Here is an 18436-nt window from a genome sequence, read left to right on the forward strand (position 1 = left end):
GCGGCTTAGCCTACCGTAGGTAGTTTCATCAATGTCCATGACGAGCCCCTTCACGCGGAAGCAGTGGAGGGGCTATTTCTGAGTACGGTCGACAATCCTCGTGGCGCTTGTTTGAGTCCTATCGGTGGGCACTGTTACCTTAACCTAAGTGTAAACATCAGTTGCGATGGCATAGGTTCATATCTCTTTATGGCGTTACGGAGCTAAATTACTGCGGGTGAGTAGCAGGACCCAGAATCTTGACTGGCAATCATCGCATCGCGAGAGTTCCTGGTTGGCTGACAGTCCCGTTCCATTCTGTACGACGATGGCTGTTTTGATATGCCCGGCCTTTCACCGCACAATAGATCAGAGCCCAAATAATCTTCGATCGATCATCCTGCAAATCATTTGATAGACGGTACTACTCTTGCGCCTCTCCGGATGATAACAACTGTCAAGGTTCATCAGTTGTGAAAATGGTATGGCTCTGAAATCGGCGACCCTTAAGGATGTGGCGGCACTGGCGAATGTATCGCGCGCTACGGCTGCCCGCGCACTCAACAGTTACGGTTATGTTGGTGATGAAACGGCGCAGAAGGTTCAGGCTGCTGCGGAGAAACTGGGATATAGAGGCAATCGACTGGCTCAGGCTCTGCGCAGCGGGCAGTTGCCAATTATCGGCTGCGTTCTTGGCGACATCCAGAATCCGTTCTTTGCAAAAATTGCCCATGATGTTGAAGTGCTGGCGCGAGAAGAAGGGCACAATCTCATCATTGCGAGCAGTGAAGAACAACTGGATCAGGAAAAATCACTGCTGGCCAGCCTGCAATCGTTGAGCATACGCGGTTTCATCGTCGCGCCGACATCAGCCGAAGACAGTTCGCATCTGCAACGGCTGATCGACGAAAACGTACCTCTGGTCCTGATCGATCGCGCAGCGCAGGGTGTCGCGTGCGACAGTGTCGTGGTCGACAATGAAGGTGGCGCGCGCAAGGCCATTGAATATCTGATCGAAATGGGGCATCGCGATATTGCGCTTTTGCAAGATGATGCACGCATCTTCACATCGCGCGAGCGTTTCAATGGCTATAAGACTGCGTTGCTTGCCCATGGCATCGAACCCAGCGAAAAATTGATCTGCGTCGCACAGTCGACGGTTGAGCATGCCGTGGATGCAACGATACGCCTGTTCAGTCAAAAAAAGCCTCCAACGGCACTTTTTACCGTCGACAGCTTGATGACACAGGGAGCGCTTTTAGCCTTCCGATCGATGGGAATATCGATTCCTCATGATGTCTCTCTGATCGGTTTTGATGATTTCAATCTGGCGACTTTTACCGATCCACAGATCACGGTCGTTTCCCAGCCTGTGTCGGAAATAGGTCGTGCTGCCGGCCGGCTTCTGCTTGAAAAAATAGCAGGAAAAAAGAGACTGCCAGAGAAAATAAGCTTTGAAACCAAGCTGATAGTCCGGGGTTCGGTCAGCCGTCGATGAGCCAACGAAGCTTGATTTTCTGCCTGTAAAAAAATTCTGAAACCTACTTGCCACAGGAAAAATCTTGTGCGCTAAATATATGTGAGATCGATCTCACATTGTCTCAACGAGTTACAGGCGCAAAACCGGTTCGGGCTTTTCTCGAGGTTTCAACTGCGCAAACGGGAAGGTAGTAATGCTCAACTTCGATAAAGATCGCTTTGTAAAAATACAGGGCGGCGCGGTCGCAATTGCAGAGGATGTACGCGCTCTGATGCGCAGGCTGCTCGACGATGGCCTGGAACGCATTTTCTTCATGGGGACGGGCGGCGTACAGTTTTTGACCCAGCCCGCAATCGAGATTGCCCGCAACGCAACCGTTTTCCCGGTGTCAGCGGCATTCTCCGCTCAGGTTGTTTTAGAAGCGCCCGCCGGGCTGGACGAAAAGGCACTCGTGATCCTTCCATCCCTGTCGGGGACGACCAAGGAAAGCGTGCAGCTTCTGGCATTCTTGAAAAAGAAGGGTGTTAAAACGCTATCGCTTACCGGTCACAAGGACACGCCTCTGGGCCTTGATGCCGATTACAACTTCACCAATTTTGCAGAGGACGACACTTCTTCAGAATCGTTTTACCTGCAGACCCTCTTGATCGTGCTGGCGCTGCTGGCTGAACGCGGTGAATTTCCAGAATACGACGAAACCGTCTCCGAGTTGAAGCGCCTTCCGGAACTACTGGTTTCGGTGAAGGAGAACTTTGAAGAAGGCGCAGCCGCGCTCGCGCAGGAAATAAAGGACGAGAAGTATCACATCTTCACCGGCGCTGGCACGGCGTGGCCAGAAGCTCACTATTACGGCATGTGCATTCTCGAAGAAATGCAATGGATCCGCACGCGTCCGGTTCATGCTTCCGACTTCTTCCACGGCACGCTCGAACTGGTTGAGCCAGGCGTCAGCCTGTTCATATTCAAGGGCGAGGATGCATGCCGTCCTTTGACGGACCGGGTCGAAAACTTCGCAAAGCGCTACACCGATAAGGTTCGTATTCTGGACGCCGCTTCTGCCAGCCTTCCAGGCATCTCCCAAAAGACACGCAGCCTGATCTCCCCAATCATCCTGGCAACCATGCTGGAACGTTTGAGTGCTCATCTGGAAGTGCTGCGTGATCACCCGTTGACCACGCGGCGCTATTACAAACGTGTCGAGTACTAAGAGCCGTCCCCGATCCGGTTATGCCGGATCGGGTTCCTGCATTCTGACGACATAAAGAAACAATAGCAAAAAGAGAGGAACTTCGAGATGAAATGCAAAACGCTTTTGAGCACAACAAGCCTTGCTTCACTCCTGATGTTTGGATTGTTGGCTGGCAACATGAATGCAGCTCTCGCCAGTGACGCTGTGGTTGCGGAACCTGATGCTCCCGTCGAATATTCTGGCACGTTGAGCATTTTGACGAAGTTCGGCCTTCAGCAACTTTCCCCCTATTTCGTCAACGCTGCCAAGGAATATGAGAAGCTTCACCCAGGCGTAAAAGTCGAGCTTATTCAGGAAAGCGACGACAGCGTGAAGGGGAAAACCAAGGCCCTGGTTGCGTCTAACTCGCTGCCAGATATCTACTTCACCTGGACTGGGAGCTGGGGCGAGAACTTTGTGCGAGGCAATCGTGCTGTCGATCTGACCAAGATTATTGGTCCCGACACGCCATGGGGCAAACAGCTTGCCCATGCAGCAGTCAGCGCATTCCAGTATAATGGCAAATTATACGGAATTCCGCTTTATCTGGATGCAAAGTTCATGGGCTATAACAAAGCCCTTTTTGACAAGGCCGGTGTGGCGGAACCGAAGAGTTTCGATGAACTGATCAGTGCATGTGCAGCTCTGCGCAAGTCCGGTGTGACGCCGATTTCGTTCGGTAACAAGGAAGGCTGGCCAGCTGTGCATTTTGCCGGTCAGTTGCTTGCCTATAATGTACCACAAGCGACGCTTGAAAAGGATTTCAATCCGAAGACGGCCGAATATTCGGATGCAGGCTATGTTGAGAGCCTGACACAACTGAAGAAGCTCATCGACGATTGTTCGGACGGCGCAGGTACAAACGGCTCATCCTATGCTTCGGCATTGCAGCAGTTCAGCAACGCCAAATCCGCAATGTACTATCAAGAAATTATCGAGTTTGATCAAAGCACGGCAGATGGTGCACTGAAGAAGGAAGACTTTGGCTTTTTCAAACTGCCAGCAGCGAAAGACGCAAAGGGTGATGTCAAATCAATCGAAGGTGCGCCTGAAGGCTATATGATCAATTCCGCGTCGAAGAACATTCCGCTGGCTGTGGATTTCATGAAGTTTATCACCTCGCCCGAAAACGGGAAGGTTTTGTCGGCCCCACCTTATGGGCAGCCAAGCGCCACTGTTGGCGGATATTCGGCTGAGAGCATGAACCCGTCTGTCGTTGAAGGTCTCAAGGTTATCGCGGATTCGTCCTATCTGATGCCGTGGCTTGATACGGCCAATCCACCGCGCGTTGCATCTGTCTGGCTTTCGGGCCTGCAAGCCCTGATTGGTGGATCCATGACACCGGAACAGGTCATGGAAAAGGTAAAAAAGGCTGCAGCCTCTTCCCGATAAGGATGTTATTGGCCGATGACTGTCATGAAGCGTGAATATAGAGGGGAGGCTGTCAAAAACGGCTTCCCCCTGCCGGACGGGTCGCAATTCGACAAGTCCGGTTTGCTGGCGAAGCTGCTGTCGTTCCGTTGGGTTCTGATCGCGTTCGTTTTAATCCTATGGTTTGTCTACTATCCCATCATCAACAACTTTATCGTCAGCACGACAAATCAGGATATTTTTACTGGCGAAACTGCCTTTGTCGGTCTGGATAATTATCGACGTCTGCAAGACGATCCGGTGATCTGGACGGCAATCTTGAACAACACGCTTTATGCTGTCATTTCGGTCGTGTTCCAGGTGTTCGGTGCATTCGTGCTCGCGGCGATCATTGAAGGTCTGCAACATGAAACATGGCGTAGGTTCTGGCGCGCTGTCTATTTCATACCATCAGCAATTTCGATCACAGTGACGGGGCTGTTGTTTTACTTTATCTATCAGCCCGATATAGGCCTGCTGGATTCCGCTTTTACCCATATGGGACTTGCCGCTTGGTCTCGGGCATGGCTGGGAGAAGAACAGACCGCGATCTACTCAATCATTGCCATGAGCCAGTGGCAGGGCTTTGGCTATTCAACTCTTCTATTTGCCATAGCAATCCAGAAGATCCCGCGCGAACTTTATGATGCGGCGACTATGGACGGCGCGGGTATGTGGCGTCGGCTGTGGAACATAACTTTTCCACTGACACGCGAAATGACCGGTCTCATGGTTATCGTTACGATTACCGGAGCGTTTCAGGTCTTCAACGAAGTCATGGTTATGACAGGCGGTGGCCCCAACAACAGCAGTCAGGTGTTAGGAACATGGCTCTATCAACAGGGCTTTATTGAAAATGACTTCGGTTATGGCGCGGCTATCGCTTCGGTAATTTTTATCATCACGCTGCTGACCGGCTTTGGACAGCTCTGGTATACCAGAAAGCGGAGGGTAGAACTATGAGCAACGCCCCCTATCAGTCGCGCGAGATGCAACCCACGGATTTTGTGCAGACGCTTGTGCGTGTCTGTCTGGTTACTTTCCTCATTAGTCTTGGTATCGTTGTAATCTATCCGCTGGTGTGGATGGCCCTGAATGGTTTTAAGACTAACTCCGAGATATTTGGTGAGCCCTTTGCGCTGCCAACAGGCTTCACGCTCGACAACTATATATCGGCGTGGAACCAGGGCATCAGGAACTATATTGCAACGAGCATCATCGTCACGCTGGTTTCGGCTGTCTGTACGGTTCTGGTAAGCGCCTGGACTGCTTATGGCCTGACGCGATCCAAACTGCCGGGCAAGCCGTTCTTTGTCGGTCTGGTGCTTGGCGGATTGATGTTGAGCCCAACGGTTGCGGTCATTCCGCTGGTGCGGATCATGCAAAAGCTTGGTCTCTACAACACCTATTGGGCGCTTATTATTCTCTATACCGCGTTTCGCATCCCGTTCACCACGTTTCTTATTCGCGCCTATATGCTTGGTCTTCCGCGCGATCTGGACGAAGCCGCCGTCATGGACGGAGCCAGTGAAGGTCAGATTTTCTGGCGTGTGACCTTACCTCTTTGCAAGCCGATACTCGTCTCGTGTGCAATCTTGCACGTTCTGTTTGCCTGGAATGAATATCTCTTCGCCATGATCTTCACCAGTGGTGCGGATGTGCAGACCCTGCCCGTCGGCCTTACATCGATCATGGCAAAACACGGAACCAATTATGCCGTTGTCTTTGCTGCAATGACACTTTCGGCACTTCCGATCCTGATCGTCTTCTTCGCCGCACAGCGTTTCTTCATTCGCGGGCTGGCGGAAGGCATCGGCAAATAGCGTGGTGGAAAATGTTAAAACGTGAACAGTTGATCGGTGCCAACTTTTCGTTCCAGCACTATCCCTTTCAATGGGTGGTCGAACAGCTTCGGCTGATGGGCTTTCAACGTATGGAACTATGGGGAATAGCCCCCCATCTTGATCTGTTTCATTCTGACCGGGCACGGCTTTCAGGTGTTCGGTCAATTCTGAATGATAACGGGATCAGCGTACATTGCTTCACCCCGGAACAGGTTCTTTATCCGGTCAACATAGCCTCGGGCGACGTAGCTTATCGTGAAAAGAGTGTTGAATGCTTTCTGCGAGCAGCCGATTTAAGTGCCGAACTGGGTGCGAACTACCTCTTCTTGACACCCGGACGGGGTTTTGAGTGCGAGAGCCGCGAAAGCGCGTGGAACCATTCGCTTCAGTCGTTGGAGAGAATTACGGCACATGCGGCCAATCTGGGGCTTCGATGTCTGCTTGAGCCTCTACAGCGCACTGAAAGCAACATCGTCAATAATGCCGCCGATCTTGAACGTCTCTGGCAGGATCTGCATGCGGAAAATGTCGACCTGGTACTTGATCTGGTTGCCATGGCCGCGGCCGGAGATAAGGTTGGTGATTACTTTTCGAGATTTGGCAAACGTCTTGCCCATGTTCATGTCGTCGATGGAACACCGGCGGGACATTTGGCGTGGGGGGACGGAAATTTGCCACTTGACGGCTACCTTGCTGAAATCGCCCATCATTCATTCCGGGGCACATTGACCTTCGAGCCATTTGGCAACGGCTCATATGCACTGGATCCGGTTGCAGTCTGGCGGCGCTGCCTTGATGCGATTTCCCCCCATTTTGATACCGCGGAATGATGATGAAGAACGCAAATCTCAATCTTGTTGCTGTGGGTGACAACTGCCTTGATGCTTATCTGAACAAGGGGGTCGTTACTGTTGGTGGAAATGCCCTCAATGTTGCTGTGCAGTGGAAACGGCTTGGGGTCGGCGCCCGTTATATGGGCGCACTGGCACCCGACAGGGAAGCAGAGATCATGCTTGGTGTGATCGAAGATGTCGGACTTGTGCCAAGCGATATTGAAACTATTCAGGGAAATTCAGCTGTAACGCTTTTGACCGATATTGGCGGTGAACGGCATTTTCTGTTTGAATCTCTGGGTGTTGGTGAAAACTACATGCCAGACCAGCCGCGATATCAGTCATTGCTTTCAGCGGACTGGATCCATCTTGGAACCAATTCCAGTCAGGAGCTGGTGCGCCAGCTCGTCAACGACGGTGCCAGGTTTAGTGTGGATGTCTCGACCCGGCATTTTGACCTGGCACTTGAAGGCGTCCCCCTGGTGTTTGCGTCAGGTCCCGACGATCCAGAGGAACCGGTGCAGCCACTGATTGCGCAATTCAAGCAGGCTGGAGCGCAACGGGTCGTTATCACCTGCGGCAAACGCGGTTCATTCTATGACAATGGACGTCAGTTGTATTCTGCAGGCTCGGTGCCCGTAAATGTGGTCGATACGTGTGGGGCCGGGGATAGTTTTATTGCCTCATTCCTGGTGGCGCTTCTCCTGGGAGACTGTTCTGAAGAAGAGGCACTGCAATACGCTGCTGTCAGTGCCTCTGAAACCTGCACCCACCCGGGCGGCTTTCCCCAACCCTTGCAGTCAATCCCGCAGTGGCTGCTCGACAAATATCAAGATGTGATAGCAACAGCGCAGAGGGTCCGTCTATGAACGCAATCAAAATGAGGCCACCTGTTGCCGCAGCAAAACGGGATCGTTCTTTCTGGTTGCAAAGCATTGGCGCCGATCCGGTCACCGCACCTTTAACGGGCCGGCAGCAATGCGATATTGCAATCGTTGGCGGCGGATATGCCGGTCTTTGGACGGCACTTCGCTTACGTGAGCAGGAACCAACGGCGCATATTACGATCCTGGAAGCAGATTTTTGCGGTTCGGGGGCATCCGGGCGTAATGGCGGACAAGTCCACAGCTGGTATGCTGAAATCGATATGTTGCGCGATCTTGTCGGCGACGCCGATGCACGCATGCTTTGTCAGGCAACCTGCGACGCGATTGACGAGCTGAAAGCGCTGCAAGACTGCGGAACCATCGACATGGATCTGCGTCTTGATGGTTGGCTGTGGACCGCAAGCTCCCGCGCCCAGGAGAATGCATGGGGAAAAGCCCTGGACATCTGCCAGAAATCGGACTTCAACCCGTTTAAGCTACTGAATGCACCGGATATTGAAAGGCGTACGGGTTCAAGCGCTTCCTATACAGGAATTGTCGAAGAGCGGGCCGGGACGGTCCAGCCCGCCAAACTTGCCCTTGGGCTTCGCAAGCTCGCGCTCTCGAAGGGGATTGTCATTCATGAAAATAGCCCGGTATTGGAGATCGTTCCAGGTGAGCGAGCCGAACTGAAAACGCAACAGGGTACATTGACTGCCAGCAAAGTTGCCTTAACGGTCAATGCCTGGGCTTCCGCGATACCCGAACTTCATCCCTATCTGTATGTGGTAAGCAGCCAACTGATCGCGACAGCGCCGGCCGCGGATCTGCTGGAGCGTATCGGATGGACCGATGGTGCCTCAATCTGCGATGCGCAGCATCACGTGCTTTATTATCAGCGCACCACGTCCGGTCAGGTTGTCTTTGGACGCGGGACGGGTGGAATTGCCTATGGTGATCGGATCGATGCACGGTTTAATCGCAGCGCTGACGGTGGCGCAGACAATATCCGTGAACTCCACCGCGTCTATCCTCAGCTAAAGGACGTGCCGATCCTTTATGACTGGAGCGGTCCGATCGACTGCACCGCGCAGCATCTGCCGGTGTTCGATCATTTACGACACCATCCGAATATATTCTATGCGCTGGGGTTCAATGGCACCGGCATTGCCCAGACACCTGTCGCGGGCCGGATCCTTGCAAGCCTGATGCTTGGCCGCGTGGATAAATGGAGCGGCTGTGGTTTGGTGGGGATCAAAAATCGCACCAGGCTTCCGCCCGAACCCGTGCGCTACCTGGGTGCGAGAATTGTCCGCCGGGCTATTCGCAGAAAAAACGATACCGAAATTCTCAACCGTGTCCCGGGTCCCATAACAAGGTTTCTGGCCAGTCTGGCTCCGTGAGCAACGCAACCCACGCCGAACAAGAATACAAGGAACGGGAACAATGGCCGATCTGTCGCTGAAGAATATACGCAAATCCTACTCCAATCTCGAAGTACTCCACGGCATTGATCTTGATATCAAATCGGGTGAGTTTATTGTCTTCGTGGGGCCGTCCGGCTGTGGAAAGTCAACCCTTTTGCGCTCGATTGCAGGCCTTGAGACAATCACGTCGGGTGATCTCATCATCGCCGGGGAACGTATGAACAATGTCGCTCCGTCAAAACGGGGTATTTCCATGGTTTTTCAGTCCTACGCGCTTTATCCGCATATGACAGTTTATGAGAATATGGCTTTCGGTCTGCGGATCGCCGGCGTGACAAAGGCAGAGATAGACAAACGGGTCAGAAAAGCGGGCGAAATCCTCCAGCTGAGTCACTATCTGCAACGCCTGCCCAAAGCCCTCTCAGGCGGGCAAAGGCAACGTGTTGCGATTGGACGAGCGATTGTCAGGAACCCGCGTGTTTTCCTGTTCGACGAACCCTTGTCCAATCTTGATGCGGCCCTGCGGGTCGCCACCCGCATTGAACTTGCAAAACTCAAGCAAAGCATGCCCGATGTGACCATGATTTATGTGACGCATGATCAGGTGGAGGCGATGACACTGGCGGATCGGATTGTTGTGTTCAAGGATGGCCATATCGAGCAGATCGGAACACCTGTGGAGCTTTACAAAAAGCCAGCCAACCTCTTTGTTGCCCAGTTTATCGGTTCCCCCGCCATGAACATACTTGCAGGCACCATATCGGAGGCGGCAGGACGCAATTACACCTGCCATCTCGACTGTGGGACGAAACTCGCACTTCAAGCCAATGATGGAAGTTTCGCGCTCGATGATAGAGTGAGCGTTGGAATCCGACCCGAGAATACCAGGATTGCCCGCGAGGAAACTGGCAGCCCCCTCTTTTCGGGAACCGTGGATCTTGTAGAGCATCTGGGCGAGGCGCAAATCCTTTACATCGACATGGTCGGTTCCGACACCAAATATCTGATCAAAACCCCTGAGGAAGCGGATTTTAGGCTCTCAGATACATTACGATTTACAGCTTCGACGAAGGACATGCATATCTTCTCCGCCAATGGAACAGCCGTTCCGGTTCAAGTAATCTAGAGTTTTGAGTATCATCTTTGGGCAGTGATTTCGGCGCAGCGGTATATAGTGCGGTTTTGAAAAGGTAACGCATTGATCTCTGGCAAACGCAATTGATTGTCGTACGGTGTTGGTCGGAAAAGATCGTAGCGGCGAGCTCCGCATTATGGAGGCCATTCACCGTATAGCGAGCAGCCATGGCAATGTCGGGAACGGTAGTAGTCCCGGCCCAACTTCAACGAAGATTGAGCCGGGGTGCTGTTAGTAGTCGGTGATCTTTTTCATGTAGCGGCGACCGTCCAGCATGACCTGTTCACGTTTCGCCGCCAACTTATAGGCAAATTTCCAAAGAGCATCGAAGAAAATCAACGGCACGAAATATCCCTTGAAAGTGTCATCTATGCCAGCGAGATCGAGTTTCGCTGCATCCAGCACCAACATATTGTCCGGCTCGCCGAAACGGTACAGGAAATCCCGGCCACGCTCGGCCAGCGCACGCGTTTCATCGAGCCCAATCATGACGACGAAACAGGCATTTTTATCGAGGACTTCGAATGGGCCATGGAAGAACTCATTGGCGTGGATAGCTTGCGAGTTGATCCACAGCATTTCCATGAGCACGCAGATGGAGAATGAATAGGCTGCGCCATAAACCGGACCGCTAGCCATGGTGTACACGACTTTTTCGCGGCCATAGCGCTCTGCATATCTGGTAAAGGTTTCATCAAAATGCTGCTGACCGCGTTCAATGGCCGGTTGCAGTGCCGGCAGGCTTTCCAGCAGTTTGGGCAGCAGGCTGGACTTGTCGCGTAAATCGACAACGCCCGCCAGCAACATGTAAAGCACGCTGTAATTGCTGTCGGCACCATCGATCGGAATGCCGGTGGTGTAGGACGCCTGGTATTGCAGCACGTGGTCGGCGGCGGCGGCGAGCGGCGATTGCGGATCCAGCGTCAGGGAGATCACGCAGGCGCCCCGGCGACGGGCATGTTCTGCCGCCCGCACCGTTTCCTTGGTGGTGCCCGTCTGGGAGCACAGAATGACAATGGCATCGCTGTTGAGGCGACGCGGGTCGCGTGTGACGAACTCGTCGCCATTATAGACATCAGAGGTCAGCAGTCCCGAATGGCGATCCAGAAAATACTTGCCCGGATGCATGATTGACAGCGATCCGCCGCAGGCAACCAGAAACACATGCGAAAAATCCCGCTGCGCAAGCGCATTCAAGGTTTCAGCAATATCGGTAGGAAGTTGTTTGGGCATTCTATTCCTCTTTTCAGCGTCTTGAAGAGCCCGGCTGTGCCGATCGGCAGCCGTTCCGGTCCAGTGCAACATTTCCCGGTACCAACCCCGCGATACGTTGACAGTTCTACTTTAGTGTGCGAACGTTCTCACATCTTGTCAATTGGGAAAATAAGAATGATCAAAATCGCGGCGATGGGCGATAATGTCGTCGATTGTTACATTTCGCGTCGGGAAATGTTTCCGGGCGGTAACTGTGTCAATGTCGCTATCCATATGAGCCGTTTTGGAGCCGAGGCGGCCTATATCGGCGTGGTTGCCGCAGATGCGGCTGGAAGGGTCATTCAGGCCGCACTGCGCGACGAGGACGTCGATACTTCGCATCTGCGCATGGAGGCCACAGGCAAGACGGCCTATTGCATCATTGGTCATCGCGGTAACAATGATCGCTATTTCATCCGCTTTGATCTCGGAGTGTCGATGTTTGAGCCGAGCGCCGCCGATATTCAGTTTGCGCGCCGGTTCGATGCCGTCCATATCGGTCAGTCGAGCGGCCTTGACGGCTGGCTGGATGCCATTGCGCCGCAACGTCTGTCCTATGATTTCTCCACCCGGCGCGACGTGGAACACTATCGGCGCATCGGCCCGAAATGCTTTCTAGCCGCTGTTTCGGGCGGTGAGCTTTCGCCGGACGAGGTTACGGCGACCATTGCCTGCCTGCGCGAGAGCGGCGCGGATTGGGTGCTGATCACCCGCGGCACCAAGGGCGCAGTTCTTGCCGGTGCGCAAGGGGTTTTCCATGCCGAAGCAACACCGATTGTGGCGGTTGACACGTTAGGCGCTGGTGACAGTTTCATCGCCCGCACCCTTTATGGCCTGGTGAAAGGCGAGGCGCCCGCAACATTGCTACAGGCGGCGTCACGCGTTGCTGCGGCGACATGTGGCCAATATGGTGGTACAGGTCATGCCGCGCCGATTGATCTCGGCGAGCCTATAGCCGAGTTGCAGGATTGAGCTCGCTGCGCGTGTCTTTTTGAGGTTAAGACCGGCCAGATCAACCGGGATGGCGGGCGAGCGAACAACGGGGCTGCCATTCGGCATGCAGCACGATATCCTGCTGCGCCCGATCGGCGCTATCGAGCCGCTCCAGGACCAGACGAGCCGCGGCTTCGCCAACCTCGAGCAGCGGCTGCCGGATTGCCGTCAGTTTAGGGGTAAAGAACGACATCCAGTCCAGATCGTCGAAGCAGACCACGGACAGTTGCTGCGGAATGGAAATATCGAGTTCGCTGATTGCCAGCATGGCGCCGGCTGACATCAATCCATCGGTGGTAAACAGCGCTGAAGGCGGGGTTTCCCGGGTCAGCAACGCGATGGCGTGCTGGCGGGCAATATCGATCGAATAGCTGCCCACCTGGGCAACGAGGCTCGGATCAAAGGCGATCCCGGCTTCCTCATGCGCTTCGATATAGCCGAGCAGACGTTGCCAGCTCGGATAAAGCGATGAAATATCGATTTTCTTGTGCTGGCGGTCGTGAAGAAATGCGTTGAGATTCTTGTAGCGGCCATGCTCGAGTTCCGCCAGTACGCCAATCCGACTATGGCCGTCGAGAATCATTTGGGTCACTGCGGCGTGGGCGGCCTGGCGGCCATTGACGGTCACCGAATCCGCCTTCAATCCCTTCACGCGGCGATCGATCTGAACCACCGGACAGCCGCTGGCAACGACATCGTGCAAGTGCTGCGCCTTGAGAATATCACAGGGCGCAATGATGATGCCGTCGGCCTGCTTTTCGCGCAGAAGATCCACTGCCTCCAGCTCACGATCGATCGATTCATCGCTGTTGGTGACGATCAAGCCAAAGCCGCGCGCACGAACCACATCGGAAATACCGCGCAGAATACTGGCGTAAAACGGGCTTTGCATGTCGCCCGCGACAACGCCTATGGTCTTGCTGCGCCCGGTGATAAGACTGCGTGCCAGCAGATTGGGGCGATAGCCCAGCATATCAGCGGATTTCTTCACCTTGTCGCGGATTTCTTCGCTGGTATAGCCATAGCCGCCCAATACACGTCCGGCGGTCGCGGTGCTGACGCCGGCCAGGCGCGCCACATCGGCAATGGTCGTCTTGTCGGCGCGTCGTCCACTCATGTCTGCGCGTTCCTTCCAAGCAGTTTCACGCTGCTCAATACCTGTACCGTTTCATAGGCGATGATGGGCCTGATCTCAACTTTCAACTTGACGGATGCGATCAATCAATGGCTATATTGTGAGAACGTTCGCATATCATTTTCAGCAACGCAAGTAGAAGACGAGCCTCGCACGGGGATAAAGTTCCAATCAAAGGGGAGATAAATGACCAATCGTCGCAAAACCGCATCCCGGCGCATGATGGTAGCGCTGGCGGCGCTGGCCACGGCCGCCAGCATCACCTCGGTGCATGCCGCACCGATCAAGGCACTACAGGACGCTGTGCCGGAGAATTACAGGAAGGGCGTCAAGATTGCTGCCTTCAATGACTGGCCACCGGACGAGTTTGTCGAAGACGGCGTCCTGAAAGGCTGGAGCATCGACATGGCCAAAGCCATGTCGGAACGCATTGGCGTACCATTCGAATTTACCGCAACCAGTTTCGACGCCATCATTCCGGGCCTGGCCAGCAAGCGTTTTGACGCCGGATTTTCTTCCTTCGGTGTGACGCCGGAACGGCTTGATTCGCTTGATTTCATTCCTCAGCGCAAGGAAGGCACCGCCTATGCCTTCTTGAAAGGCAAGGACTTTTCCATCAAGTCGGAAAAAGATCTGTGCGGCCATAGCGTTGCAGTGATGACAGGTGCCTGGGACTACCAATATCTGAAGGAAAAGAGCGCGGAATTGTGCGAATCCGCCGGTGAGAAGCCGATTAACCTGCAGCAATTCACCACTCAGAACGCTGCCGAGCTGGCCGTGTCCTCGGGGCGTGTTGAGATGGTGGCGGCCGGATCGGCAAAAATGCATTATATGGCCAAGATTACCGGACGCTTCAGCGTATCTGAACTGGTCAGCAATCCGGTCTTCAACGGCATTGGCGTGCGCAAGGGTGATGCGCTTGGGCCAGTTTTCCGTGATGCCATCCAGTCCATGATCGATGACGGCTCCTACAAGGAAATCATGGCAAAGTGGGGCGTTGATGGCGCCGGCACCCTGGAAAAGGCGGTTCTGGTTACTAAGGACAATCCGGAGCCAAAATAGTCAGGGCCGATTGAAGGAGAACGCCCGTCAGCCGGCGGCGGTGCGAATACAGCCGCGGTCCATTACGCAAGGGCCGGCCCGGAACACGGGCCGGCGGGTTTGGTAAGTTCGAATACGAATTTCGCTAAACACGATACGGTAGTCTGGAGTAAATCATGGCAAGAACAGCAAAGACGGTCGCGCACCGGCCGGATATACATAGTGTCAAACCGATACCCGTGCGCCATCCGTCTCGATGGATCACCGGCGCCGTGCTCATTCTGATCGCATTGAGTTTTGTCAATATGCTGGCGACCAATGAGAACCTGCAATGGAACATTGTTGTGCGCTACATGTTTCATCCCGACATTCTCGCTGGCTTGGCGCGCACGCTGTTCCTGACTTTTGCCGCAATGATCTTCGGTTTTGCAATCGGCATCATACTGGCCGTGATGCGCCTTTCGGCCAATCCGGTGCTGCAATGGGCAAGCTGGCTGTGGATATGGTTCTTTCGCGGCGTTCCACCCCTGGTTCAGCTGATTTTCTGGTACAATCTGGCGCTTCTGGTTCCCAATCTGACCATTGGCGTTCCGTTCGGGCCGACATTGTGGTCCTGGGACATGAACACGCTGATCACGCCGATGAGTGCAGCACTGCTTGGCCTGTCCTTTACAGAAAGCGCCTATGCCGCCGAAACCATCCGCGCTGGCATCCAGGCGATCAACCCGGGCCAGACCGAGGCCGCCGCGACGCTTGGCATGACGCGATTTCAGATCATGACGCGGATCGTGTTGCCCCAGGCAATCCGCATCATCATTCCTCCGATCGGCAATGACACCATTTCAATGCTGAAATTCACGTCACTGGTCAGCGTTCTGGCCTTGCCAGATCTGCTTTATTCGGCGCAGATGATTTATTCGCGCACCTACCAGACCATTCCGCTGCTGATCGTGGCCACGATCTGGTATCTCATCCTGTCGACTGCCCTGACCATCCTCGAGCACCATGTCGAGAACCACCTGAAATCCCGGCAGACCACCCGTTCCGCATCATTCCTATCCAGACTTCTGCCCTTCAAATTTGCGCTTGGATATCAAAAATGAATGAAACGCCCGCGAGCTTGCCACTGCTGCAGGTGGAAAGACTGACCAAATCTTTTGGCAATCACCGGGTGCTCGACGGCATCGACATGACGGTGGAAAAGGGGGACGTGACCTGCATTGTCGGCCCATCCGGCTCCGGCAAAAGCACATTGCTGCGCTGCCTGAACTATCTCGAAGTGCCGGATTCCGGTGCCGTGTTGCTGGAAGGCGAGCCGATCGGCATGCGTTGGCAGGGTGAGCGGCTTTATACGATGTCCTTCAACGAACTGGCACGCCAGCGCCAGAAAATGGGCATGGTGTTCCAGGGCTTCCATCTCTTCCCCCATAAGACCGTGGTGGAAAACATCATCGAGGCGCCTATGATCGTACGCAAGATAGGTCGCCGGTCGGCCACCGCCGCGGCGATGAAGCTGCTGGAAAAAGTCGGCCTTACCGAGCGCGCGAATTATTATCCCGACCAGCTCTCCGGTGGGCAGCAGCAACGCGTGGCGATTGCCCGTTCATTGGCGATGCAGCCTCGGCTGATGCTTTTTGATGAACCCACATCAGCTCTTGATCCGGAACTGGTCGGTGAGGTTCTGGCGGTGATGCGCCAGTTGGCCGAAGATGGCGTGACCATGATTGTCGTCACGCATGAAATGAACTTCGCTCGCGAAGTCGCCGACCATCTGATTTTCATGGATGGTGGCGTGATTGTTGAATCCGGCCCGCCTAAAAAGGTTATGGGCAATCCACAACATCCGCGTACTAAAAGTTTTTTGAAGCGCGTGGCGTGACAGGAACGAATGATGATAATTCTCAATGCACAGCAAACCGAAGCCGCGCTCGATTATCCGGGATTGATCGAAGCCTTGCGTCAAGCGCATGCGAGCGGCAAACGACCGCAAAGCGACACTACCGTGCTTCAGGATCGGAAAAGCGCAGACAACCAGTTTGTGTCCCTGGTAGCTTGGCTCGAAGGGGAGGCGGTTGCCGTCAAGCTGGTCGGTGTTTTCCCTGCGAATGTCAAACTTCCTGTGGCCCAACCTTCGATCCAGGGCACGGTAACGCTGTTCAGCGGTCAGACCGGCGAAGCACTCATGGTCTGTGATGGCGCCATTGAAACCTTCAAGAAGACGGCGGCAGATTCGGCACTTGGCGCCAGCCTGCTGGCGCGCAAGGACGCCCGTACCTTGCTGGTGGTTGGTGCCGGGGGGCTAGCGCCCCATGTGGTGCAGGCTCATTGCGCCAGCCGACCGTCGATCGATCAAGTCTTTATCTGGAACCGCAACTTCGACAGGGCGGAAAAACTTGCCAGCCGACTTGACATTGCTGGCGTCGACATCGTTGCCGTGGAGAATCTCGATAACACAGTCTCGATGGCGGACATCATATCGTGTGTCACCATGTCGACCAATCCGCTGGTTAAGGGAAAACTCCTCAAAGAGGGCGCTCATGTCGATCTGATCGGTGCCTATATGCCGGACATGCGTGAAGCCGATGATGACGTGTTCCGTCGTGCCGGACGGGTATTTGTTGATACGCGCCATTGCTGTGATGGTTCGGGCGAACTCGGAATTCCGCTCGCCACTGGACTGATCAAGCATGAGCAGATCGAAGCTGATTTGATTGAGCTATGTCAGCCAAAACATCCGGGCCGCAGCGATGATCGCGAGATCACGGTCTACAAGAATGTCGGTGGCGGGCATCTCGATCTGTTTACTGCCCAATATCTGTACAGCACTTTTTAGAGGTGGCGGGGCCACGTTTAACACACACGATATTGAACACCGGATGGATGCGAAGGCCCGTTGTTGACTGGCAATCATAATCAACGGTCTGGCCTTGAACGTTAAATGGATAGGTAGCTAGTGAAAATAGCATTGACAAACTTTGCCAATCTGCGATTTTAATTGCAGTGAAGGGAGAATTTGATGGTAACGATGAACGTATCGCTCCCTCATCCTATGAAAGAATGGGTTGAGGCTCAGGCCAAAACGGGACGCTATTCGAATGCGAGTGACTATGTGCGCGATTTGATCCGTAAAGATCAAATGCGCAGCGATAAGATCGCAGCGATGCAGCGCTTTGTTGACGAGGGCTTACAAAGTGGCCCAGGAAGTCGTTCACAGGATGAACTCTTCGCAGTGGCACTCGCTAACGCCGAAAAATCTCTGAAACGCAACTGATGGAATTTAAACTCTCTGTTCTTGCGGAAGACGATATCATTGCTATCGCCGAGCAGGGTATAGCAATGTTTGGGCCTGTGCAGGCGAAACGCTATCATGCAGAGTTGTTTAACACTCTGGATTTAATTGCAAAGAACCCACAAATGGCACGTGCACGTGAAGAAATTTCTCCACCTGTGCGGGTGCACCCGTTTAAAGCCCACCTCATTATTTATCAAATTGAAGCAGACGGAACAGTTTTTGTAATTCGGGTACGTCATGCATTTGAAGATTGGGTCAGGGATCCGTTTTAATCTTTGCTTTGATCGTTTCAGATTTCGATGCAGTATGGCCTGGATTTCATACATGATGTAAACGTTCCTGACTTGGAATCAGAAACAGGGTCTTGGCCACCAAATTTGCCCCGCTTACACGGCACTGTTACCTTAACCTAAGTGTAAACATCAGTTGCGATAACGGGTGATGACCGAACCTCGTTCTTCGCTTTACCGCCGCCATCGTTATCCATCTGAGATTATTGCAGAGGCGGTGTGGTTGTAT

General features: G+C 53.8%; 18 protein-coding genes and 1 pseudogene. 17 read left to right on the forward strand and 2 right to left on the reverse strand.

All coding sequences use genetic code 11. The annotated features are described in order from the left end of the window. Window positions 1-463 precede the first annotated feature (463 nt). From F9K94_RS23910 to F9K94_RS23950, 9 genes are all read left to right on the forward strand, one after another. Complete coding sequence (locus F9K94_RS23910; protein WP_151610650.1) at window positions 464-1477, forward strand: LacI family DNA-binding transcriptional regulator; 1014 nt, start codon at window positions 464-466, stop codon at window positions 1475-1477. 175 nt (window positions 1478-1652) lie between these two features. Then, the gene (locus F9K94_RS23915) at window positions 1653-2666 is read left to right on the forward strand and encodes an SIS domain-containing protein (protein WP_151610651.1); all 1014 of its coding nucleotides are present in this window, start codon (window positions 1653-1655) and stop codon (window positions 2664-2666) included. Window positions 2667-2753: 87 nt separating this feature from the next. Continuing rightward, on the forward strand, window positions 2754-4079 hold the full coding sequence (locus tag F9K94_RS23920) for an ABC transporter substrate-binding protein (RefSeq protein WP_151610652.1): 1326 nt from the start codon (window positions 2754-2756) through the stop codon (window positions 4077-4079). A gap of 24 nt (window positions 4080-4103) precedes the next feature. Then, window positions 4104-5060 (forward strand): carbohydrate ABC transporter permease, encoded by a 957-nt coding sequence (locus F9K94_RS23925; protein ID WP_235920685.1) that lies wholly within the window; start codon window positions 4104-4106, stop codon window positions 5058-5060. Further along, window positions 5057-5920 (forward strand): carbohydrate ABC transporter permease, encoded by an 864-nt coding sequence (locus tag F9K94_RS23930; RefSeq protein ID WP_151610654.1) that lies wholly within the window; start codon window positions 5057-5059, stop codon window positions 5918-5920. Before F9K94_RS23925 ends, F9K94_RS23930 begins: the two co-directional genes overlap by 4 nt. A gap of 11 nt (window positions 5921-5931) precedes the next feature. Next, the gene (locus tag F9K94_RS23935) at window positions 5932-6771 is read left to right on the forward strand and encodes a sugar phosphate isomerase/epimerase family protein (protein WP_151610655.1); all 840 of its coding nucleotides are present in this window, start codon (window positions 5932-5934) and stop codon (window positions 6769-6771) included. Next, window positions 6768-7643: a PfkB family carbohydrate kinase gene (locus F9K94_RS23940; RefSeq protein ID WP_151610656.1), complete on the forward strand. Its 876-nt coding sequence runs from the start codon at window positions 6768-6770 to the stop codon at window positions 7641-7643. The genes F9K94_RS23935 and F9K94_RS23940 overlap by 4 nt, the downstream gene beginning before the upstream one ends. Further along, complete coding sequence (locus tag F9K94_RS23945) at window positions 7586-9043, forward strand: NAD(P)/FAD-dependent oxidoreductase (protein ID WP_235920686.1); 1458 nt, start codon at window positions 7586-7588, stop codon at window positions 9041-9043. The genes F9K94_RS23940 and F9K94_RS23945 overlap by 58 nt, the downstream gene beginning before the upstream one ends. 43 nt (window positions 9044-9086) lie before the next feature. Next, the gene (locus F9K94_RS23950) at window positions 9087-10193 is read left to right on the forward strand and encodes an ABC transporter ATP-binding protein (protein ID WP_151610658.1); all 1107 of its coding nucleotides are present in this window, start codon (window positions 9087-9089) and stop codon (window positions 10191-10193) included. A 240-nt stretch (window positions 10194-10433) separates the two neighbouring features. Here F9K94_RS23950 and F9K94_RS23955 read toward each other — a convergent pair whose 3' ends face one another. After that, the gene (locus F9K94_RS23955) at window positions 10434-11435 is read right to left on the reverse strand and encodes an SIS domain-containing protein (RefSeq protein WP_151610659.1); all 1002 of its coding nucleotides are present in this window, start codon (window positions 11433-11435) and stop codon (window positions 10434-10436) included. Here F9K94_RS23955 and F9K94_RS23960 point away from each other — a divergent pair. After that, on the forward strand, window positions 11367-12428 hold the full coding sequence (locus tag F9K94_RS23960; protein ID WP_255447027.1) for a PfkB family carbohydrate kinase: 1062 nt from the start codon (window positions 11367-11369) through the stop codon (window positions 12426-12428). The genes F9K94_RS23955 and F9K94_RS23960 overlap by 69 nt on opposite strands. Before the next feature lie 40 nt (window positions 12429-12468). Here F9K94_RS23960 and F9K94_RS23965 read toward each other — a convergent pair whose 3' ends face one another. Next, on the reverse strand, window positions 12469-13566 hold the full coding sequence (locus tag F9K94_RS23965) for a LacI family DNA-binding transcriptional regulator (RefSeq protein ID WP_151610660.1): 1098 nt from the start codon (window positions 13564-13566) through the stop codon (window positions 12469-12471). Window positions 13567-13770: 204 nt separating this feature from the next. On the opposite strand from F9K94_RS23965, the gene F9K94_RS23970 reads away from it, so the two are divergent. From F9K94_RS23970 to F9K94_RS25035, 7 genes and pseudogenes are all read left to right on the forward strand, one after another. Next, window positions 13771-14646: an ABC transporter substrate-binding protein gene (locus tag F9K94_RS23970; RefSeq protein ID WP_113534077.1), complete on the forward strand. Its 876-nt coding sequence runs from the start codon at window positions 13771-13773 to the stop codon at window positions 14644-14646. A gap of 155 nt (window positions 14647-14801) precedes the next feature. After that, window positions 14802-15728, forward strand: a complete 927-nt coding sequence (locus F9K94_RS23975; protein ID WP_151610661.1) for an amino acid ABC transporter permease — start codon at window positions 14802-14804, stop codon at window positions 15726-15728. After that, complete coding sequence (locus F9K94_RS23980; protein ID WP_151610662.1) at window positions 15725-16504, forward strand: amino acid ABC transporter ATP-binding protein; 780 nt, start codon at window positions 15725-15727, stop codon at window positions 16502-16504. Before F9K94_RS23975 ends, F9K94_RS23980 begins: the two co-directional genes overlap by 4 nt. A 9-nt stretch (window positions 16505-16513) precedes the next feature. After that, window positions 16514-17458 carry an ornithine cyclodeaminase gene (locus F9K94_RS23985; protein ID WP_151610663.1) on the forward strand — a complete coding sequence of 315 codons (945 nt, stop codon included), beginning with the start codon at window positions 16514-16516 and terminating at the stop codon, window positions 17456-17458. A 183-nt stretch (window positions 17459-17641) separates the two neighbouring features. Next, window positions 17642-17896, forward strand: coding sequence for a type II toxin-antitoxin system ParD family antitoxin (locus tag F9K94_RS23990; protein WP_151610664.1), 255 nt, complete (start codon window positions 17642-17644; stop codon window positions 17894-17896). After that, window positions 17896-18189, forward strand: coding sequence for a type II toxin-antitoxin system RelE/ParE family toxin (locus tag F9K94_RS23995; RefSeq protein WP_151610665.1), 294 nt, complete (start codon window positions 17896-17898; stop codon window positions 18187-18189). The genes F9K94_RS23990 and F9K94_RS23995 overlap by 1 nt, the downstream gene beginning before the upstream one ends. A 169-nt stretch (window positions 18190-18358) precedes the next feature. Then, window positions 18359-18436, forward strand: a pseudogene (locus tag F9K94_RS25035) (IS6 family transposase); the annotation flags it as partial.

The organism is Brucella tritici, from assembly GCF_008932285.1.
Classification (GTDB): Bacteria; Pseudomonadota; Alphaproteobacteria; order Rhizobiales; family Rhizobiaceae; genus Brucella; species Brucella tritici.